Origin of the sequence: Pseudoxanthomonas sp. LjRoot127, assembly GCF_964253495.1 — a bacterium.
In the GTDB taxonomy this organism is placed as follows: Bacteria; Pseudomonadota; Gammaproteobacteria; order Xanthomonadales; family Xanthomonadaceae; genus Pseudoxanthomonas_A.
Window position 1 is genome coordinate 3030717 of record NZ_CAXUQR020000001.1, and the last position, 19998, is coordinate 3050714.

Annotated in this window: 23 protein-coding genes; 18 read left to right on the forward strand and 5 right to left on the reverse strand. The window is 67.6% G+C overall.

Annotation, left to right across the window (positions count from 1 at the left end):
- Window positions 1-56: 56 nt before the first annotated feature.
- Entirely contained in the window at window positions 57-275 is a 219-nt protein-coding gene (locus tag ACSQ19_RS14250; protein ID WP_296280139.1) for a polyprenyl synthetase, read from the forward strand.
- A 9-nt stretch (window positions 276-284) separates the two neighbouring features.
- On the forward strand, window positions 285-1202 hold the full coding sequence (locus ACSQ19_RS14255; protein WP_435997846.1) for a pseudouridine synthase: 918 nt from the start codon (window positions 285-287) through the stop codon (window positions 1200-1202).
- Window positions 1203-1211: 9 nt separating this feature from the next.
- Here ACSQ19_RS14255 and ACSQ19_RS14260 read toward each other — a convergent pair whose 3' ends face one another.
- From ACSQ19_RS14260 to ACSQ19_RS14270, 3 genes are read right to left on the reverse strand one after another with little or no spacing between them, the layout of a single operon-like run.
- Entirely contained in the window at window positions 1212-1436 is a 225-nt protein-coding gene (locus tag ACSQ19_RS14260) for a hypothetical protein (RefSeq protein WP_435997848.1), read from the reverse strand.
- Window positions 1433-1852 (reverse strand): VOC family protein, encoded by a 420-nt coding sequence (locus ACSQ19_RS14265; RefSeq protein WP_435997850.1) that lies wholly within the window; start codon window positions 1850-1852, stop codon window positions 1433-1435. The genes ACSQ19_RS14260 and ACSQ19_RS14265 overlap by 4 nt, the downstream gene beginning before the upstream one ends.
- Window positions 1849-2325 (reverse strand): helix-turn-helix domain-containing protein, encoded by a 477-nt coding sequence (locus ACSQ19_RS14270; protein ID WP_435997852.1) that lies wholly within the window; start codon window positions 2323-2325, stop codon window positions 1849-1851. The genes ACSQ19_RS14265 and ACSQ19_RS14270 overlap by 4 nt, the downstream gene beginning before the upstream one ends.
- Before the next feature lie 147 nt (window positions 2326-2472).
- On the opposite strand from ACSQ19_RS14270, the gene ACSQ19_RS14275 reads away from it, so the two are divergent.
- The 3 genes from ACSQ19_RS14275 (at window position 2473) to ACSQ19_RS14285 (ending at window position 4400) form a co-directional block, all read left to right on the forward strand.
- Window positions 2473-3342: an alpha/beta hydrolase gene (locus tag ACSQ19_RS14275; protein ID WP_435997854.1), complete on the forward strand. Its 870-nt coding sequence runs from the start codon at window positions 2473-2475 to the stop codon at window positions 3340-3342.
- 166 nt (window positions 3343-3508) lie between these two features.
- Window positions 3509-3763 (forward strand): hypothetical protein, encoded by a 255-nt coding sequence (locus ACSQ19_RS14280; protein ID WP_299341824.1) that lies wholly within the window; start codon window positions 3509-3511, stop codon window positions 3761-3763.
- Between the two features lie 103 nt (window positions 3764-3866).
- On the forward strand, window positions 3867-4400 hold the full coding sequence (locus tag ACSQ19_RS14285) for a GNAT family N-acetyltransferase (RefSeq protein WP_296280144.1): 534 nt from the start codon (window positions 3867-3869) through the stop codon (window positions 4398-4400).
- 67 nt (window positions 4401-4467) lie between these two features.
- Here ACSQ19_RS14285 and ACSQ19_RS14290 read toward each other — a convergent pair whose 3' ends face one another.
- Window positions 4468-6531, reverse strand: coding sequence for a 3-hydroxyacyl-CoA dehydrogenase NAD-binding domain-containing protein (locus ACSQ19_RS14290; protein ID WP_435997857.1), 2064 nt, complete (start codon window positions 6529-6531; stop codon window positions 4468-4470).
- 241 nt (window positions 6532-6772) lie between these two features.
- On the opposite strand from ACSQ19_RS14290, the gene rpoE reads away from it, so the two are divergent.
- The 9 genes from rpoE to recO all read left to right on the forward strand — a co-directional run bounded on the left by rpoE (window position 6773) and on the right by recO (window position 15571).
- A complete protein-coding gene (gene rpoE, locus ACSQ19_RS14295) occupies window positions 6773-7393 on the forward strand; it encodes an RNA polymerase sigma factor RpoE (protein WP_299341831.1) in 621 nt (206 codons plus the stop codon).
- Window positions 7390-8304 (forward strand): sigma-E factor negative regulatory protein, encoded by a 915-nt coding sequence (locus ACSQ19_RS14300; protein ID WP_435997859.1) that lies wholly within the window; start codon window positions 7390-7392, stop codon window positions 8302-8304. Before rpoE ends, ACSQ19_RS14300 begins: the two co-directional genes overlap by 4 nt.
- Window positions 8305-8374: 70 nt before the next feature.
- Window positions 8375-9877, forward strand: coding sequence for a DegQ family serine endoprotease (locus ACSQ19_RS14305; RefSeq protein ID WP_436000986.1), 1503 nt, complete (start codon window positions 8375-8377; stop codon window positions 9875-9877).
- A gap of 145 nt (window positions 9878-10022) precedes the next feature.
- Window positions 10023-11831, forward strand: coding sequence for a translation elongation factor 4 (gene lepA, locus ACSQ19_RS14310; RefSeq protein WP_296280149.1), 1809 nt, complete (start codon window positions 10023-10025; stop codon window positions 11829-11831).
- 146 nt (window positions 11832-11977) lie between these two features.
- Window positions 11978-12778, forward strand: coding sequence for a signal peptidase I (lepB, locus tag ACSQ19_RS14315; protein WP_435997862.1), 801 nt, complete (start codon window positions 11978-11980; stop codon window positions 12776-12778).
- A 37-nt stretch (window positions 12779-12815) separates the two neighbouring features.
- On the forward strand, window positions 12816-13193 hold the full coding sequence (locus tag ACSQ19_RS14320) for a DUF4845 domain-containing protein (RefSeq protein ID WP_299341848.1): 378 nt from the start codon (window positions 12816-12818) through the stop codon (window positions 13191-13193).
- On the forward strand, window positions 13177-13860 hold the full coding sequence (gene rnc / locus ACSQ19_RS14325; protein ID WP_436000988.1) for a ribonuclease III: 684 nt from the start codon (window positions 13177-13179) through the stop codon (window positions 13858-13860). Before ACSQ19_RS14320 ends, rnc begins: the two co-directional genes overlap by 17 nt.
- A gap of 9 nt (window positions 13861-13869) precedes the next feature.
- Complete coding sequence (gene era / locus ACSQ19_RS14330) at window positions 13870-14808, forward strand: GTPase Era (protein ID WP_435997864.1); 939 nt, start codon at window positions 13870-13872, stop codon at window positions 14806-14808.
- A 22-nt stretch (window positions 14809-14830) separates the two neighbouring features.
- Entirely contained in the window at window positions 14831-15571 is a 741-nt protein-coding gene (gene recO, locus ACSQ19_RS14335; RefSeq protein ID WP_296280154.1) for a DNA repair protein RecO, read from the forward strand.
- Between the two features lie 5 nt (window positions 15572-15576).
- Here recO and ACSQ19_RS14340 read toward each other — a convergent pair whose 3' ends face one another.
- A complete protein-coding gene (locus ACSQ19_RS14340) occupies window positions 15577-16269 on the reverse strand; it encodes a response regulator (protein WP_435997866.1) in 693 nt (230 codons plus the stop codon).
- A gap of 101 nt (window positions 16270-16370) precedes the next feature.
- Between ACSQ19_RS14340 and rlmD the strand changes: the two genes are divergently transcribed.
- From rlmD to ACSQ19_RS14360, 4 genes are all read left to right on the forward strand, one after another.
- Entirely contained in the window at window positions 16371-17714 is a 1344-nt protein-coding gene (gene rlmD / locus ACSQ19_RS14345) for a 23S rRNA (uracil(1939)-C(5))-methyltransferase RlmD (protein ID WP_435997868.1), read from the forward strand.
- Entirely contained in the window at window positions 17714-18208 is a 495-nt protein-coding gene (locus tag ACSQ19_RS14350) for a CYTH domain-containing protein (protein WP_435997870.1), read from the forward strand. Before rlmD ends, ACSQ19_RS14350 begins: the two co-directional genes overlap by 1 nt.
- A 67-nt stretch (window positions 18209-18275) precedes the next feature.
- The gene (locus ACSQ19_RS14355) at window positions 18276-18419 is read left to right on the forward strand and encodes a DUF2256 domain-containing protein (protein WP_296280158.1); all 144 of its coding nucleotides are present in this window, start codon (window positions 18276-18278) and stop codon (window positions 18417-18419) included.
- Window positions 18416-19975 carry a cryptochrome/photolyase family protein gene (locus ACSQ19_RS14360; protein WP_435997873.1) on the forward strand — a complete coding sequence of 520 codons (1560 nt, stop codon included), beginning with the start codon at window positions 18416-18418 and terminating at the stop codon, window positions 19973-19975. Before ACSQ19_RS14355 ends, ACSQ19_RS14360 begins: the two co-directional genes overlap by 4 nt.
- Window positions 19976-19998: the final 23 nt, after the last annotated feature.

Consider the following 19998-nt stretch of genomic DNA (forward strand, 5'->3'; position numbering starts at 1 on the left):
GGTGGGTGCGACCCGGCTGATGCACAATGCGACCCCCTGCCGGACCCGGACGCACCATGGACCTCGAGACCCTCCTGACCGCCGCATTGCGTGAAGCCGGCTATGGCCAGGACGCCATCGGTTCGGCCATGCCGAGGATCCTGCGCATCCTGGAAGCCGAAGACGTGCGCATCGAGGTCGGTCGCGCGCTGTCGCGGAAGGAGCGCGAGTACGTGCGTCTCCAGCTCGAACTCGGACTCAGCGTGCGGGAAGTGGCTGCCGGGCTGAAGAAGTAAAGCGGCGCCATGCCTGGCCCTGCGCCGCGCTCCGGGCGGCGTGTTCGCCCCCCCGACATCGACGGACTGTCGCCCGGCACGCTGCAGTTGCCGCCCGGCGCATGGCCGACGGTACTGGATTGCCTGTGCGAACGTTTTCCCGCCATTCCACGCGTGCAATGGATCGAGCGGATGGCGCGCGGGCGCGTGGTGGATGGCGACGGGAACCCGGTGACCCCATCCCGCTCCTATCGTGTGGGGCTGGACATCCACTACTACCGCGAAGTCGCCGAGGAGCCCGTCATTCCGTTCGACGAAGTCATCCTGCACCTGGATGACGACCTGCTCGTTGCGGACAAGCCGCACTTCCTCCCCGTCGTGCCCGCGGGCCGGCACGCCCGCGAAACGCTGCTGGCGCGCCTGGTCCGCCGCACCGGCAATCCCGCACTGGTGCCACTGCACCGGATCGATCGCGAGACCGCGGGGGTGGTGATGTTCTCCACCCGGCCGGAAAGCCGCGCGCGTTACCAGGCTCTGTTCCGCGAGCGAAGGATCGAGAAGCGCTATCAGGCGATCGCGCCGGCGCTACCGCACCTCGTGTTCCCCTGCATCCGCACCAGCCGGATCGTCGCCGGCGAACCGTTCTTCCGCGTGCAGGAAGTCCAAGGGGTGGCGAACAGCGAAACACGCATCGATGTCATCGCGCGCGGCGGCAATCGCTGGCGCTACGCGCTGACGCCGGTCACCGGCCGCAAGCATCAGCTGCGCGTGCACATGGCGGCACTCGGCGCGCCGATCGCTGGCGATACGTTGTATCCCTCAGTGCGCCATCGCGCTGTCGGCGACCATGCGGCGCCCTTGCAACTGCTGGCCGAGCGGCTTGCGTTCATGGATCCGCTCCTCGGGATCGAGCGCTGTTTCACCAGCGGCTTTGCGCTTGACGCGTGAGCACCATCGTCACGGGCCCGCGGCGCTTGCGCGCTTGCTGCCCAGCCAAGGCAGGGCGAACAGCCAAAGCCCGGTGATCAACTGCAGGAACAACGGCGGCAGGGGCGAGTACGTCACCCACGCCGGTGGTTCGCCGGTCACCGCCGCCCGCCAGGCGAAGTTGAGCACGACAGTGAGGGTGAACACGATGGATAGCCCGCGATGGCTCTGGCGGGAAAGACGCGCGATGCTCACGGCATCTCCTTGTGCTGGCGTTCAATCATCTTCCAGCCGTTGCCGGAAGGATCGCGGAAGCCCGCATCCACCTGGCCGTAGCGGCTGATGGGCGCTTGGATGAACTCAACGCCGTTCGCGCTCAGGGCTTCGTAGGTGGCCTTGCAGTCCTTCACTGTCAGCACCAGCGGCGGCATCGCGCCCTTGGCGACCAGGCTGTCCAGCGCGGCGGTGGTGGCGGCGTCGTGCAGGGGCGGGCCTGGCATGAACAGACCGAGTTGCACCGAGGGCTGTTCGGGATGCTGCACCGTCAGCCAGCGATAGTCGCCGTTGCGTACGTCCGCCTGCACGCGGAAGCCGAGCTTGTCCACGTAAAACGCGAGCGCCTCGTCCTGGTCGCGGACGTACACGCCGATCACATCGATGCCCTGGATCATGGGACCTCCTTCGTTGGTGGCGCCACCGTAGCTGCGACGGCCTGCCTGCGCTTCTCCAAAACTGCGGTCTTCAGGTCAGGACGTTCGGCCGCACGCAGCACGCACTCGGGGATGGCGCCGGCCAGGGTCGCGGATGCGCGTGCGCGCTGGCGACACTCGCGCGGGCTTTCACCGGTGATGTCGCGGAAGATGCGGCCGAAGGTGCCGATGCTGGTCCAGCCGGTTTTCAGGGCGATATCGATGACCGGTGCGTCGGTATCGCACAGCAGGGATGCCGCGCGTTCGATGCGCCGCGTCAGCAGGTAGCGGTGCGGCGGCAGGCCGAAGGCCTGCTTGAACGAACGCGCGAAGTGCGCGGGTGAAACGGCGCTGACCTCCGCCAGCCGCTCGACCGGCCACGCCTGGTCGGGGAAGGCATCCATCCGGTCCTTGGCGCGCAACAGCCGGCGCAGCAGTTCTGGGCTCTGGGTCATGGGCAACAGGCTACGGGAGGTGATCACGAGGCGAGGGTGGCCGGGCGTGATGGCTGCGCATAGTCTGCCCCCTCGTTGTCGCTTGGAGCGGTCGCTGGTCGCCATAATGGGCACCGCCGCAGGGCGCGGCCGTGATGGAAATTCCGCATGATCCGCTGCACGATCCTCTTGTTCGCAGGGCTGCTGACGATGGCGGTGTCGACGGCCCGCGCAGCGCCGCCCGCGGCCGCGTCTCATCCTCCGGCGACCCCGCTGGAACACCTCCCCGCCCTGAAGGGCGACTACTTCCCGCTGACCGATCCGGGTTCCGGTCGCGTGCACCACGTCTACGTCCGCTATCCCGAGAGCTATGACGCCCGATCGGTCACGCGCTACCCGGTGGTGTACGTGCTGGACGGCGACAGCCTGTTTCCGCTGCTGGCGCCGACGCATCTGTTCCTGCATTACGACGAGCGATTGCCCGAAGCGATCATCGTCGGCATCGCCTACGGTGGCTTCGACCCGGCTATCAACAAGCGCCACGTCGATTTCACGGCGCCGGGCAGCGATCCCACCGCAGAGCAGGGCGGAGCGCCGGGCTATCTCGCGTTCCTGCGCGCGCACCTGGTGCCCGAAGTCGAGCGTCGCTATGCCGCCGACCCGGCGCGGCGCGTGCTGGTGGGACAGTCGCGCGCCGGTTCCTTCGTGCTGTGGTCCGCATTACAGGATCCGGACCTGTTCTGGGGACGAATCGCCAGCAATCCCTCACCCGGGCCGGCGCGTGAAGCGCTGTTTGTCGCAGCGCGCCCGCACACGCGCGCCGATCTGCGCGTGGCAGTCGCCAGCGGCACGCGCGATACGGCCGAGCGCCAGCGCATCGCGCGCGACTGGACCACGCACTGGTCCACAGCGTCGATGGGTGCACCATGGCGGGTGACCCTGCTGACGATCCAGGACGGCACACATGCGGCGACGATCGGCGAAACCTACCGACGCGCGATGCTGTGGCTGTTCCGCGAAGACATCCCCACGCCGTGACCGCGGTGCCCCGGCGTGGCGCAGCGCGTCATTCCTGCGTACAGCGGTCGCGATTCGGATGCATCGCCGGGCGCGATCCGTAACCGGCTTCACAGAACCGCGCCGATCGTCGGAAATCGACGTCTCGTGTCACACGATGGGCATCCAGGCGGCTTAGTCTCGAGGCATGGAGACCTTGGCGGACATTCGGGCCATCCTGGCCGCGGCGGGTCAGCGCATCGAGCGCGGGGCGCTGCGCGAGGATCCGCGCGCGTTCATGGATGCGCTGTGGCGGCAGGTCTACGACCGCGCGCCGGATGACCTGCAGCCCTATGTCTGGTCGCGGCTGGCGGATTTCTCGGCGCAGCTCGGCGTCATCGAGGATGTCGCGGCCGAACGCAGCCCGGTACGCGCGCCGCCCGAGGTGTTCGCGCGACGCTAGTCATGCTCTGGTGAGCCCCTGGCATCGGCTGGTGAAGGTGCGCTGACCTCTCCGTGTGCGTGCCTGCGTTGTCTTGGGGATGGAAACAGGCAAGACTTACGGCATGAAAGCCGGTATCACCGTTCGCCCCGCACGCCCTTCCGAAGCCGCCGCCCTGTCCACGATGATGCGGCGCACGTTCCTTGCCACCCACGGCCACTGCAGCACGCCGGAGAATGTGGCGGCGCACGTGGCCGCGATGTATTCGCCCGAGCGCCAGGCCGAAGAGATCCGCGACCCCGACACGCTGACCCTGATCGTCGAGCAGGACGGCGTGTGGGCCGGCTATGCGCAGCTGCGCTGGGGCACGGTGCCGCCGACCGAGGTGGTGCTGCGGCCCACCGTGGAACTGGCGCGCATCTACCTTGACGAGGCCTTCCACGGCAAGGGCATCGCCGCCGTGCTGGTCTCGCACCTGCTGGCGGCGGCCAAGCTGCGAGGCTCGCGTTCGGCATGGCTTACCGTCTGGCAGGAGGCGCCGCAGGCAATCCGCTTCTGGCGCAAGCACGGCTTCCAGAGCGTCGGCCGGTCCATCTTCTACATCGGCGACGACCCGAAGGAAGACTGGGTGATGACGCAAGCGTTGCCTGAGGGCTGACATCTTCGCCCCACGCTGGGCGCGGGAAGAGAAAGGCCGCTCGGGAGCGGCCTTTTCCATGCGCGGATCAGACCGTTGGCTGACGGAGTGCCGGATTGTCCCAGCCCGGGCGCGGCGCGAAGCGGTCGCCGTGGCGCGCCTGCAGTGCCTTGAGCTTTTCCCGCAATGCGTCGGGGCCGACCGCTTTCACGTGCTCGATGGGGCCGCCGCGGAACGGAGCGAAGCCGGTGCCGAAGATCACGCCGGCATCGAGCAGGTCGGCATCGGCGACCACGCCGTCGTGCAGGCAGGCGACCGCTTCGTTGAGCAGTGGGAGGATCAGGCGGTCTTCCAGATCGTCCGGCGCCTTGTACTCCTGCGGCACCTGCGGCTTGACGGCCTTGCCGTTCTCCCACTTGTACAGGCCCTGGCCGTCCTTCTTGCCGCGCTTCCCGGGTTCCACCGTGGCCAGTGCCGCGGGCAGTTGCAGGCCGAGGAAGGGCGACAGTTCCGCACCCACACCCTGCGCCACGTCCAGGCCCACGGTGTCGATCAGTTCGATCGGTCCCATGGGCATGCCGAACTTCACCGCGGCCTTGTCGATCACCGGGCCGGGAATGCCTTCGGCATACGCGGTCGCGGCTTCCAGCATGTACGGGAACAGCACGCGGTTGACCAGGAAGCCCGGCGTGCCTGCGACCGGCATCGGGAACTTGTCCAGCGCCTTGCAGAACGCGGCAAGGCGTTTGACGTTCGCTTCGTCCAGCGCGTCGTGCTGCACGATCTCCACCAGCGGCATCAACGCCACCGGGTTGAAGTAATGCAGGCCGGCGAACTGCGCCGGACGCTGGATGTGCTCGCGCAGTTCGGTAAGCGGAATCGACGAGGTGTTCGTGGTCAGCAGCGCATCGGCTTTCAGGCGCGGCTCGACGGTCTGGTAGAGATCGCGCTTGGCCTCGGGGTTCTCGATGATCGCCTCGATCACCAGGTCCGCCTGCGGCACGCCATCGCCGGCCAGGTCGCCCTTCAGGCGCGCGGCCACGGCGGGGCGCTTGCTCTCGTCCTTCACCTTCTTGGCGAACAATTCCTGCGCACGCGAGAGCGCGCCATCGATGAAGCGCTGCTCACGGTCCTGCAGGGTGACGTTGAAGCCCTTGTAGGCGGACCACGCCGCGATGTCGCCGCCCATCACGCCGGCGCCGACGACATGCACATTCGCGATGCCGTGGTCCCTTCCACCGAGGCCCTTGAGCCGTTCGGTGAGGAAGAAGATGCGGATCAGGTTGCGCGCGGTCGGCGTGCCGGCCAGCTTCACCACCGCCTTGCGCTCGGCATCCAGGCGCGCCTGGATGCCCTTGCCGCCGGCGGTCTTCCAGACGTTGATCAGTGCGTAGGGCGCAGGGTAGTGCGCCTTCGGCGCCTTGCGAGCGACCTGCTTGAGCATCTGCGGCGCCAGCAGTTGGCGCGCGAGCCAGCTGTTGCTGATCCAGCCGGTGAAGCGCTGCTTGAAGGGGCGTTGCGGGCGCGACGCGATCAATGCGACGGCGGCGTCGACCAGCACGGCCGGTTCGGCGATCTTGTCGACCAGGCCCATCGCCTTGGCCGAGCTCGCCGACAGGGTGCGGCCGGTGAGCATCATGTCCATCGCCTTCGGCGCACCCACCAGGCGCGGAAGGCGCGCGCTGCCACCCCAGCCGGGGAAGATGCCCAGCTTCACTTCGGGCAGGCCGATGCGGGTGGACGGATCGCTGCTGGCCACACGGTAGTCGCACGCCAGCGAAATCTCGGTGCCGCCGCCCATGCAGAAGCCGTGGATCGCTGCCACCGTTGGGCAGGGCAGGTCGGCCAGTTTCTGGAAGACGGCCTGGCCGCGGCGGATCGCATCGTTGACGGTGCCCTTGCGGTCGAACTCCTGGAATTCCTTCAGATCCGCGCCGGCGATGAAGCCCGACGCCTTCGCCGAACGCAACACCACGCCCTTGGGCGGATCGATGGCCAGGCGTTCGATGATGTCGGCCAGTTCGATCAGGACATCCTGCGAGAACGCATTGACGCTGGCGCCCTGGCGGTCGAACGCGAGCACGACGATGCCGTCGGCGCGCAGCTCGGTCTGCCAGTGACTGAATCGCAGCCCATCGAAGTTCGCGGCCATGCAGGAGACCATCCGTTCACGTATGGAGAAGGCCGCTATCATCCCGAGGTTGTTTCGTCCCCGTCAAATCCACATATGGAAAGGGAACGCCGTCACGGGCGTGACCACGGCACCGGGGATGTTCCCGTTGCGCCGGTTAAATTCTTGATAGGGCAACGGTTTGGACAAAGCGTTGAACTTTCCCCCGCTAGCGCGGTCACAGGGCCCGGCCACCGCCGAGCCGACAGGAGTGCGGCCCGGCATGGCCGAAGTTGATCCAACCCAGGAGCTGGACCTCGAGCTGGTCAGGCGCGTGCAACGCGGCGACAGCGCGGCCTTCGACCTGCTGGTGCGCAAGTACCAGCATCGCGTGGTGGCGCTGATCGGGCGTTACATCCATGACTGGAGCGAGTGCCAGGACGTGGCCCAGGAGACGTTCCTGCGTGCTTATCGCGCGCTGGGCAATTTCCGGGGCGATTCCCAGTTCTATACGTGGCTGCACCGCATCGCCGTGAATACCGCCAAGAACCACCTGGTCGCGCACAATCGACGCCCGCCCACCGCGGACGTGGATGCCGCCGACGCCGAGCAGTACGACATCGGATCAAGGCTGCGCGACACCGACACCCCAGAGCGCGAACTGATGCGCCAGGAGATGGAGGCGACGGTGATGAAGGCGGTGGACGGCCTGCCAGAAGAACTGCGGACCGCGATCACCCTGCGCGAGGTCGAAGGCCTCAGCTACGAGGAGATCGCGCAGAAGATGGACTGCCCGATCGGCACCGTGCGTTCCCGCATCTTTCGCGCGCGCGAGGCGATCGACGAACAACTGCGTCCCTTGCTGGACGTGGACAGCACAACCCGGGAGCGTGCCCGCTCATGACCGCCCGCAACGAGACACCGATCATCGACAAGCTCGACATCCACCATCGCCAGCAGCTCTCCGCCCTCATGGACGGCGAGCTGATCGCCGACGAGGCGCGCTTCCTGCTGCGCCGCCTGCAGCACGACCACGAACTGGTAGGCTGCTGGGAGCGCTGGCAGCTGTGCGGCGATGTACTGCGCGGGCAAGGCCGCGCACCGGCGCCAGCCGGTTTCGCCGGGCGCGTGGCGCAGGCGATCGCGGCGGAAACCGCGCCTGCGGCCGCGAGCTCGCCCCAATCCATACCGACGCGTCCGCGCAGCCTGCTCGCGCGCTGGGGCGGCGGCGCCCTGGCGGCGTCCGTCGCGCTGGTTGCGCTGTTCATGGCGCGCCAGCAGTCCCCGCAAGAGGTTCCCGTCAGCAGCGGCACGTCGATGGCGTCGGCCCAGGCCACATCGCCAGCCGCCATGCCCGAAGCCCCGTCCGCGCCTGCGCCTGCGCCGGATGCCGAAGCCTATGCGGCGGCGGCCGTCGCGGTGGCGGCCAGCGTGCCGCGCCGGCAGGAAGCGGCGCGTCGCAGCGCGACCCGCAACCAGCAGGCCGCGCGAAGTGCCCAGCGCGTGGCGCGTGCCGACGCCCCGGTTCGTGCAAGCGCCACATCGCGTAGCGTGTCTTCCGACCCTGTCGCCGCCCTGGCGTCCGCCTCGCCGCTGCCGTCGACAATCAATCCGTTCTCCCATCGCAGCCAGGAGACCGCGTCCGTCGCCTCGCGTCCCTGGCCGCGATCCGCCCTGTCCGCCTATCCGTCTGCAACCGGTGGCGTGACGACGGGTTACGCCTCGGATTCGGCCATGCGGACGTTCTACCCCTTCGAGCCCCGCCTGCCTTCCGCGCCGCCGGTCTCCGCCCCGGTCGACGTGCCGCGCGACTGACACGCGCGCATGCGGCGATCTGCCGGATGCGCGTTCTCCCGTACTTCCCACTTATCGAGGCATGCGTTCGATGACCCCTCACGCCCGTAACGGCCTGCTGGCCATGCTGATACTCACCGCGCCGCTGGCTGCCTGCGCGCAACAAGCGGAGGCGCCTGCGTCCGTGGCAGCGGCCCCCGCGGTCGCGCAGTCGGCGGCGCCGCAACTCGTGACCGGGCTGCCTGATTTCACCCAACTGGTCGAGCAGGTGGGCCCGGGGGTGGTCAATGTCGAGGCCAGGATCGGCACGCGGCGCACCGCGGGCACGGACGAGGAGGCCGATATCCCCGAAATCTTCCGCCGCATGCTGCCGCCCGGCTTCCAGATGCCGGGTCCGGGCCCGCAGGGGCCGCAGCGTAGGGGCACTTCCATGGGGTCGGGCTTCATCATCTCGGCCGACGGTTACGTGCTGACGAACCACCACGTGGTCGATGGCGCGGACGAGGTGAAGGTGACCCTGCCGGATCGCCGCGAGCTGACCGCCAAGGTGGTGGGCAGCGACCAGCAGTACGACGTCGCCCTGCTGAAAGTGGATGCCAAGGGCCTGCCGACCGTACGCATCGGCAACTCGACCACGCTCAAGCCCGGTCAATGGGTGGTGGCGATCGGCTCGCCGCTGGGGCTCGACCATTCCGTCACCGCAGGCATCGTCAGTGCCGTCGGCCGCAGCGCGTCCCCCGAACAGCGCTACGTGCCGTTCATCCAGACCGACGTGGCGATCAACCAGGGCAATTCCGGCGGTCCGCTGCTCAATACGCGTGGTGAAGTGGTTGGCATCAATTCGCAGATCTTCTCGGTGTCCGGCGGCTACATGGGCATCAGCTTCGCCATCCCGATAGACCTGGCGATGAGCGCGGTGGAGCAGCTGAAGGCAACTGGCAAGGTCAGCCGGGGCCAGCTGGGAGTCATTGTCGAGCCGCTCGATGCGGCCAAGGCCCGGGGCCTGAATGTCCCTGATGCCCGGGGAGCACTGGTCAACCAGGTGCTCGCCGGCAGTCCGGCTGGCAAGGCAGGCATCGAGATTGGCGATGTGATCACATCGTTCAACGGGTCGCCGATCAACCAGTCCAGTGATCTGCCACCATTGGTGGGAGTGCTGGTGCCCGGCACCAAGGCAAAGGTCGCCCTGATCAGGGACGGCAAGCCGCGTGAGGTCACCGTCACCCTGACCGAACTGGATGAAGGACAGGACACCGCTTCCGGGCCCTCCTCATCCCCCAATGCGCCACCCGCCACTTCCAGCGGCAACGCGCTGGGGATCACCAGCCAGGGGCTGGATGCCGCGACGCGCAAGCAACTGGGTATCGAAGGCAACGACGGCGTGCTGGTGACCCGGGTCAATAGCGCGGCTGCCCGCGAGGCCGGCCTCAGTGGCGGTGACGTGATCCTGCAGGTCGGCCGCGCAAAGGTGAACAGTCCTGCCGCGCTCGACAGGGAACTGGCGGCGGCCAAGCCAGGTGACACAGTGATGCTGCTGGTCCGTAGCCGCGGCGGCGTGACCCGTTTCCTGGCCGTGAACGTCGACAAGAGCTGAGTCGCCGTCGTATCAGGCGATCCCTCACCCCGTGTTTGCCGGGGTGAGGAGGTTTTGGGACGCCGAGCTCGGATCGGCGAGCTCGGCCGCCGTCCGTGCGATAATCGCCCGTTATTCCTGACGACGGCACAGGCCGCCGCCCCCCATGTCCTCCGATTCCATGCGGAATATCCGCAACTTCTCCATCATCGCGCACGTCGACCACGGCAAGTCGACCCTTGCCGATCGCATCATCCAGCTCTGCGGCGGCCTCGAGGCCCGCGAGATGGAAGCGCAGGTGCTCGACTCCAATCCCATCGAGCGCGAGCGCGGCATTACCATCAAGGCCCAGTCCGTGTCCCTGCCGTACAAGGCGAAGGACGGGCAGGTCTACCAGCTCAATTTCATCGACACTCCCGGCCACGTCGACTTCTCGTACGAAGTCAGCCGCTCGCTGGCCGCCTGCGAAGGCGCGCTGCTGGTGGTGGACGCCGCCCAGGGCGTGGAAGCCCAGTCGGTCGCCAACTGCTACACCGCGGTTGAGCAGGGGCTGGAAGTGGTGCCGGTGCTCAACAAGATCGACCTGCCGACCGCCGACATCGAGCGTGCCAAGCGGGAAATCGAGGCGGTCATCGGCATCGACGCGGACGATGCCGTCGCCGTCAGCGCCAAGACCGGCCTCAATGTCGACCTGGTGCTGGAAGCCATCGTCCAGCGCATCCCGCCGCCTCAGCCGCGCGACACCGACAAGCTGCAGGCGCTGATCATCGACTCGTGGTTCGACAACTACCTGGGCGTGGTCTCGCTGGTGCGGGTGATGCAGGGCGAGATCGGGCCGAAGAGCAAGATCCTGGTGATGTCCACCGGCCGCACCCACGAGGTGGACAAGGTCGGCGTGTTCACGCCCAAGCGCAAGGAGCTGAAGAAGCTCGGCGCGGGCGAGGTGGGCTGGATCACCGCGTCGATCAAGGACGTGCACGGTGCGCCGGTCGGCGACACCCTGACGCTGGCCGGTGATCCCGCGCCGGGTCCGCTGCCCGGTTTCCAGGAAATGCAGCCGCGCGTGTTCGCCGGCCTGTTCCCGGTCAATGCCGAGGACTACCCGGCGCTGCGCGAGGCGCTGGAGAAGCTGCGCCTGAACGATGCCGCGCTGCGCTTCGAACCGGAAAGCTCCGAGGCAATGGGGTTCGGCTTCCGCTGCGGCTTCCTCGGCATGCTGCACATGGAGATCGTGCAGGAGCGGCTGGAGCGCGAGTACGACCTTGACCTCATCAGCACCGCCCCGACCGTGGTGTATGAAGTCCTCAGGACCGATGGCACGGTGCTGTCGCTGGACAATCCGGCGAAACTGCCGCAGTCCAACCTGATCGACGAGGTGCGCGAGCCCATCATCCGCGCCAACATCCTGACGCCCGAAGCCTACATCGGCGCGATCATCAAGCTGTGCGAAGAAAAGCGCGGGGCGCAGATCGGCATCCAGTACCTCGCCAGCCAGGTGCAGATCAGCTACGAGCTGCCGATGGCCGAAGTGGTGCTGGACTTCTTCGACAAGCTGAAGTCGGTCAGCCGCGGCTACGCCTCGCTGGATTACTCGTTCTTGCGCTTCCAGCCCGGCCCGTTCGTGCGTCTGGATACGCTGATCAACGGCGACAAGGTCGATGCGCTCAGCCTGATCGTGCACCGCAGCCACGCCGATCGGCGCGGTCGCGAGCTGTGCGAGAAGATGAAGGACCTGATCCCGCGGCAGATGTTCGACGTGGCCATCCAGGCCGCCGTCGGCTCGCAGATCATCGCGCGCAGCACGGTCAAGGCCATGCGCAAGAACGTGCTGGCCAAGTGCTATGGTGGCGACATCACCCGCAAGAAGAAGCTCCTCGAGAAGCAGAAAGAGGGCAAGAAGCGGATGAAGCAGGTGGGCCGCGTGGAGATTCCGCAGGAAGCCTTCCTGGCGGTGCTGCAGGTGGATAGCAAGTAGCGTCTTCCTTCTCCCGCGGGAGAAGGTGGCGCGTAGCGCCGGATGAGGGTACGGCGAAGTCCGCGAAGCTGTGAGCGCGAGGACTTCGACTTAGCCTCACCCCAACCCCTCTCCCGGCGGGAGAGGGGCCATTCAACGGAGTGTGTATGGTCTGGTTCGAAACGATCCTCGTGGTATTGACGCTGCTGACCGGCGTGGTGTGGCTGGCCGACAAGCTTTTCCTGGCCAAGCGGCGCCAGGCGAGGGGAGGGCTGCTGGACGAGGAGCCCGTGCTGGTCGATTACTCGCGCGCGTTCTTCCCCGTGCTGGCCGTGGTGCTGGTGCTGCGCAGCTTCATCGCGGAGCCCTACAAGATCCCGTCCAGCTCGATGATGCCGAACCTGCTGATCGGCGATTTCATCCTGGTCAACAAGTTTTCCTACGGCCTGCGCCTGCCGATCACCAACCAGAAGGTCGTGGCCCTCGGCGAGCCGGCGCGCGGCGACGTGGTGGTCTTCAAGCCGCCGCACGACCCGAAGAACAACTGGATCAAGCGCGTCATCGGCCTGCCGGGCGACAGGATCGGGTTCCATGGCGATACCGTCTCGATCAACGGGCAGCCCCTCGCGTACCAGAAGCTGGGCGACTACGTGGGCAAGGGCAGCGGTGCAGGCGAAACGGGGGCTTCGCTGCTGAAGGAGGACCTGCCGGGGCGCCCGCACACGGTGCTGGAATGGCTGGGCAGCGCCCGTCCCGAGGGCCAGGGCGAGTGGGTAGTCCCGCCGGGGCACTACTTTGTCATGGGCGACAATCGTGATAATAGCGAGGACAGCCGGTTCTGGACCCAGACCCACTTCCTGCCGGAAGAGAACCTGCGGGGCAAGGCGTTCCTGGTCTGGCTGAACTGCGAGGGCTGGGTCTGCAAGAATGGCTTCGATGCCTCGCGCATCGGCAATGGCATCGAGTAAGCAACCAACGCTAACGGGGATCGACGGGGGAATGACGATGAAGCGCAATCAGAATGGTATGACGTTGTTGAGCTTTGTGATCGTACTGGCTGTGGTCGGTTTCGCCGCCTATATCGCCATGCGCCTGTTTCCGATGTACCAGGAATATTACGCCGTCAAGTCCTCACTGAAGGGACTTTCAAATGAGCCGGGGGTTGCCGACATGGATCCTGCCCGTATCCAGGAGTTGTTCTTCAGGCGTCTGGACATCAACTACTCTGACAACGTCAAACCCTCCCATGTGAAGATCGAGCGTATGGAGGGGGGCTGGAACATGAAGGTCAGCTACGAGGTGCGTCGGCCGCTGGTAGGCAATCTGGACGTGGTCGGTAACTTCAACACCGAGCAGGCCATGACCAATCGCGGCGCGGACTAAGGGTTTGGCGGTTGATCGCATCGGTCATGCCTTCACCGATCAGGGCCTGCTTGCGCAGGCCCTGACGCATCGAAGTGCGGGGGCGCCGCACAACGAACGCCTGGAATTCCTGGGCGACAGCATCGTCAATTTCCTCGTCGCCGAAACGCTTTTCCAGCGTTGGCCCAAGGCGGACGAGGGCGCGCTGACGCGCGCACGCGCCGAACTTGTGCGCGAAGCCGCGCTGGCGGCCATCGCGCGCGAGCTCCAGCTGGGCGAGCGCCTGACGATGGGGCCCGGCGAAATGAAGTCGGGTGGCCATCGCCGGGATTCGATCCTGGCCGATGCGCTGGAAGCCGTCGTCGCGGCCATTTACCTGGACAGCAGCTTCGAAACCTGCCGCACCGTGGTGCTGCCGTGGTTCGAGGCGTCGCTGGCCGCACTCCCTGTCGGTCGCCCGGAAAAGGATGCCAAGACCCGGCTGCAGGAATGGTTGCAGGGCCGCCAGCGTCCGCTGCCGGTGTACGAACTGGTGTCCGAAAGCGGCGACGATCACGCCAAACTCTTCCTCGCGCGCTGTACCACGCTCGACCCGCCGCTTGCCGCGGACGGCGAGGGTACCTCGCGCCGCAATGCAGAACAGGTCGCCGCGGCGGCGCTGCTCGATAAGCTCGACATTTCGAAATGAGTACGTCAGGTGAGTAAATCCTCCTCTTACCGCAGCGGCAGCGTCGCCGTCATCGGTCGCCCCAACGTGGGCAAGTCCACCCTGACGAATGCGCTGGTGGGCGCCAAGGTCAGCATCACGTCCAACCGGCCGCAGACAACGCGGCACCGCCTGCTGGGCATCGCGACCTTCGCTGCGGGCAAGGACCGTCCCGCCGGCCAGATCGTGCTGCTGGATACGCCCGGCCTGCACAGGCAGCAGGGCAAGTTCTCGGCGTCGGCGATGAGCCGGGTGATGAACCGCGCCGCGCGCGGTGCGCTGGAAGAGGTCGATGCCGCCCTGATGGTGGTCGAGGCCGGCCGCTGGGACGAGGAAGATACGCTGGCCTACAACGTCCTGCGCGACGCCGGCATTCCTGTGGTGCTGGTGGTCAACAAGGTCGACCGGATCAAGGAGAAGGCGGCGCTGCTGCCGTTCCTCGCCGAGGTCGGGCAGGGCCGCGAATTCGCGGCGCTGCATCCGGTGTCGGCGTTGAAGCGGAATGGCCTGGACGCCTTGGTGAAGGACGTGCTGGCACTGCTGCCGGAGCAGCCGCCGATGTTCGGCGAGGACGAGATCACCGACCGCAGCGAACGCTTCCTCGCCGCCGAACTCGTACGCGAGCAGCTGATGCGCCAGCTCGGCGCCGAGCTGCCGTATGCCACCACCGTCGAGATCGAGAATTTCACCACCGAGGCGTCGCCGAAGGGCGACCTGGCGCGCATCGGCGCGGTGATCTGGGTGGAACGCGAAAGCCAGAAGGCCATCGTGATCGGCAAGGGTGGGGCGCGCCTGAAGGACATCGGCAGCAAGGCGCGCCAGCAGATGGAGCACCTGTTCGGCCGCAAGGTTTTCCTGGAAACCTGGGTACGCGTGCGCGAAGGCTGGTCCGACGACGAGACCGCGCTGAAGGCCTTCGGGTACGAGTGAACCTCCGGCGACACCCGGCTCCATGCGCCTGAGCGACACCGCCTTCGTCCTGCACGCGCGTCCCTGGCGCGAAACCAGCCTGCTGGTCGAGGTCTTCGGTCGCGACCACGGGCGCCTGGGCCTGATCGCTCGTGGAGTACAGGGCCCGAAGAAGCACGTGGTGCGCGCGGCACTGCAGCCCCTGCAATTGATCCGTCTGGAGGGCGATCAGCGTGGCGAACTGGCCCGGCTGGTCAGTGCGGAAGCGCTCGATGCCGCCCCGCAGCCTGCCGGAGACGCGATGCTGGCCGCGTTCTACCTCAATGAAGTGGTGCTGCGCCTCGCGCCTCGCCATGATCCCTTGCCCGACCTGTTCGACGCCTACGCCCGCACGCGCGAGCAGTTGCGCCAGCGCGACGGGCTGGCGTGGTCGCTGCGGCGCTTCGAGCGCGACCTGATCGAAGCGCTGGGCTTCGGCTTCGCCCTGGATTGCGATGGCGATGGCGAACCGGTCGACCCCGCCGCACGCTACCGGCTTGATCCGGAGCATGGCCCGCGCCGCCTGCACAGCGATCGCGGGCACCACGAGCGAAGCCAGACGGCCACCGGTCGGGCGTTGCTGGCGCTGGCCGATGATGTCGCGCCGCCCCCCGACGACCTGGCCAGCCTGCGGCTGCCGATGCGATCGGTACTGGCGCACCACCTGGGGCCGCGCGGGCTGAAGTCGTGGGAGATGATCGGCGATCTGGGGCGGCTGAAGCGCGCCGAGCGCACGAGCGACTGACGCCGTCAGGACCCGGTCGCCAACAGGCGATCGGTGGCGGCGACGAACGCGTCGCGCAGGCCTTCGTCGCCGGGGGCCGCATGCCAGCGCGATGCGACGCCCGACAGCGCCGTGGCGCCGGCGAAGCCGCAACTGGCCTGCAGCCTGTGCAAGTGCGCGCACAACGCGGCGCGGTCGCCACGTCCGAAGGCATCCAGGCAGGACGACCGGGTGGCGGGCAGTTCGGACAGGAACAGCTGCCTCAGCAGGGCCACATGGGCATGGCTGCCACCGAGCGCGCCGAGCGCCGCGGTATCGTCCCAGTCCGGCGATGCAGCGCCTCCTCGCGGATCCAGCGCAGCGCGAACGGCGTCCCGCAGCGCCTGCGCGGCCAACGGCTTCGTCAGGACATCGGCGAAGCCTGCCTGAAGCAACCGGTCGCGCATGGCGGGCGTCGTATCGGCCGTATGCGACAGCGCGACCGCGGACGCGTCGCGCATGCGCAGGTGCTGCAGCAATACCGTGCCGGTACCGTCCGGCAGGTTGGCATCGATGAGCCAGACATGGAACGCGTCTTCGAAGGCCAGCGCCTCCGCGCAGCTGCCGGCGACGCGCACGTGGGCGGGCAGCGCTTCGAGTGCCGCCGACAGGAAGAGGGCGCTGACGGGATCGTCTTCCACCAGCAGTATCGACGGCATCGTGCCGGGGAGGGCGGGCATGGTCGGGCTTCCTGCGGGACTGGCCCATCTTAGCGTCGGCGGACGCTGCCGGTGGCCATGCGACAATGCGGCCCCGCCAAACACACGCAGCCTGACGCCACGTGGCACGACCCCGCTCCCCCCGCATCGACAAGACCCCTTTCGAAGCTCTCATCACCGACCTGACCCACGACGGCCGCGGTGTCGCCCGTCGCGAGGGGAAGGCCGTCTTCGTGTCGGGCGCCCTGCCCGGCGAGCGCGTGATGGCCGAGCAGACCGCCAAGAACCGCCATTTCGACGAGGCGAAGGCGCTCCAGGTGCTCGACGCCTCGCCCGACCGCGTGACGCCGCGCTGCCCGCACTTCGGCACGTGCGGCGGCTGCGTATTGCAGCACCTGGATGAAGCGCGCCAGATCGAAGCCAAGCAGCGCGTGCTGCTGGAGAACCTGGAACGCATCGGGCACGTGGCACCGAAGACCGTGCTGCCGCCCCTGACCGGCGCCAGCTGGGGTTACCGGCGCAAGGGGCGGTTCTCGGTACGCCGGGTCAACAAGAAGGACAAGACGCTGGTCGGTTTTCGCGAACAGGATCCCCGCTTTGTCGCCGACCTGCGCGAATGCCACACCGTCATTCCCGAGATCGGGGGCAAGGTCGCCGATCTCGCCACGCTGGTCGAAAGCCTGGACGCGCGCGAACACATCCCGCAGATCGAGTTCATCGCCGGCGATGCCAGCGAAGGCGCCAGTGGCGTCGCCCTCGTGTTCCGCCACCTGCAGCCCTTGAGCGACGGTGACCGCGAGAAACTCGTCGCCTTCGCACGCGCGCACCGCTTCGCTATTTTCCTGCAGCCTGGCGGGCTGGAGAGCGTGCATGCGCTGTGGCCCGAGGCGCCGCAGCTGGCGTTCGCGCTGGCGCCGTGGGACGTGTCGCTGGCATTCCGTCCGCTGGACTTCATCCAGGTCAACGCGGCGCTCAACGAGAAGATGATCGCGCGCACGTTCGACCTGCTCGATCCGCAGCCGCAGGACCGCGTGCTGGACCTGTTCTGCGGCCTCGGCAACTTCACGCTACCGATGGCGCGCCGGGTGGGCGAAGCGGTCGGCGTCGAAGGCGATGCCGGGCTGGTGGCGCGTGCGCGCGAGAATGCACAGCGCAATGGCCTGGCGAATGCGCAGTTCCATGCCGCCGACCTGACCCAGGACCAGCGCGGCACGGCCTGGATGCGGCAGGGTTTCGACAAGCTGCTGCTGGACCCGCCGCGTTCCGGCGCCATCGAGGTGCTGCAGCAGCTGCCGCTGAAGCAGTTCGACCGTATCGTGTACGTCAGCTGCCATCCGGGCTCGCTGGCGCGCGATGCCGGCTACCTGGTCAACGAGCAGGGTTATGCGCTGGTGTCGGCGGGTGCCATGGACATGTTCCCCCACACGGCGCACGTCGAGTCGATCGCCTTGTTCGAGCGGCGCTGATGGGCATCGAGATCGAGCGCAAGTTCCTGGTCGCGAGCGATGCCTGGCGCGAGGCCGCGCATGACGTCGTGCCGATGGCGCAGGGCTATCTCAACGACAGCGGCGCGATCGAACGCGGCGAACAGAAGGCGTCGGTGCGGGTGCGCATCCAGGGCGGTGGAGCCTACCTCAACCTCAAGTCGCGCGAACTCGGTCCAACCCGGCAGGAGTTCGATTACGCCATTCCGGTGGAAGATGCCCGTGCGCTGCTCGCATTGTGCGTGGGCGGACGGATCGAGAAGCATCGACACCTGGTGCGGCATGCCGGACATCTCTGGGAAGTGGATGAATTCCTCGGCGACAACGCCGGCCTGGTGGTGGCGGAGATCGAGCTGGGCCACGCCGACGAGGCGTTCGAGCGGCCCGGCTGGCTGGGCGCCGAGGTCACCGACGATCCGCGCTATTACAACCTCGCGCTGGCCAGCCACCCGTATGGGCGCTGGCCGCGCGAGTGAGTCCGCCGTTGCCGCATCCATCGGTGGCGCGCCCACGTACGAGCGGTGACACGCCACCGTCCCGACCATGCGCCGCAAATCCGACCTGCCCAGCAAGCCCTGCCGCACGTGCGGTCGTCCCTTCACCTGGCGGCGCAAGTGGCGCGAAATCTGGGACGAAGTCGCCCACTGTTCTGAGCGCTGCCGGCGACAGCGCAAGGCGCGTGCATGATGCCGCCCGGGCAGGACACGTCGCCGGCCCATACGCTGAGGCTGGTGCTCGGCGACCAGTTGGATCCGCAGCACTTCTGGTTTTCCCGCCTCGATCCGGGCGTGGTCCATGTGCTGATGGAGATCCGGCAGGAAACTGACTACGTGCTGCATCACGCGCAGAAGATCCTTGCGATCTTCGCCGCCATGCGCGCATTCGCCGCGCGCCTGCGCGCCGCTGGCCACCGCGTGCACTACGTGGCGATCGACGATCCCGGCAATCACCAGCACCTGACCCGCAACCTGGATGCGCTGCTCGCGCGCCATGGTGCCAGCACCTTCGCCTATCAGCCTGCGGACGAGTGGCGTCTCGATGCCCAGCTCCTGGCGTGGACGGCGTCGCTCGATCTGGCCGTCGAACGCGCACCCGATGTCCACTTCCTGGCCGCCCGCGACCAGGCCGCCCGGCAGTTCGGAGCGCGACGGCAGTGGCGCATGGAGACCTTCTATCGCGCCATGCGGCGACAGCATCACGTGCTGCTGGAGCCCGACGGCACGCCCGCCGGAGGACGCTGGAATTTCGACCACGACAACCGCGCGGCCTGGCCGGGCACGCCTGCCGAACCCGCGGACTGGCGCCGGCCGCACGACCATCGCGGGCTGTGGGCGACCATCGAGGCGGCCGGCATCGCCAGCTTCGGCGAGCCGCAGGCCCGTGCGTTGAGGTGGCCCCTCGATCGCGACGAGGCGCTGGCCGACCTGGAGGCATTCGTCGTCCACGCGCTGCCGTGGTTCGGCCAGTACCAGGATGCCATGAGCACGCGGGCGCCGCGGCTGTTCCATTCGCTGCTGTCCTTTGCGCTGAATACCAAGATGCTGCGACCGGCCGAGGTGATCGCGCGTGCGGAAGAGGCCTGGCGCGAGGGGCACGCACCGCTGGCGTCCGTCGAGGGCTTCATCCGCCAGATACTGGGATGGCGCGAGTACGTGCGCGGCGTCTACTGGGCCAAGATGCCGGACTATGCGGCAATGAACCACTTCGGCCACGACACGCCACTGCCGAACTGGTTCTGGACCGGGCGCGTGCGCATGCGATGCCTGGCCGAGGCCGTGGGCCAGTCGCTGTCGCAGGCGCATGCGCACCATATCCAGCGATTGATGGTGATCGGCAATTTCTCGCTGCTGGCAGGGCTGGACCCGCAGGCGTTGCACCGCTGGTACCTGGGCGTCTACATCGATGCCTTCGAATGGGTGGAGCTGCCCAATACGCTGGGCATGAGCCAGTTCGGCGATGGCGGCCTGCTGGCCAGCAAGCCGTACGTCAGCGGCAGCGCGTACCTGGATCGCATGAGCGACTATTGCCGGGGTTGCCCGTACGACCGCAGCCAGCGTACCGGCGCACGTGCCTGTCCGTTCAATGCGCTGTACTGGGATTTCCTGGAGCGCAACCGCGCCTCGCTGGAACGCAACCCGCGCATGGCGTTGCCCTATCGCCAGTGGGCGCGGATGGACACGGTGACCCGTGAAGCACTGTCCGCGCACGCACGCCACGTGCGCGGCGCGCTGGCATCGCTCTGAGGCGACGCGGCCGCCGTGTGAAC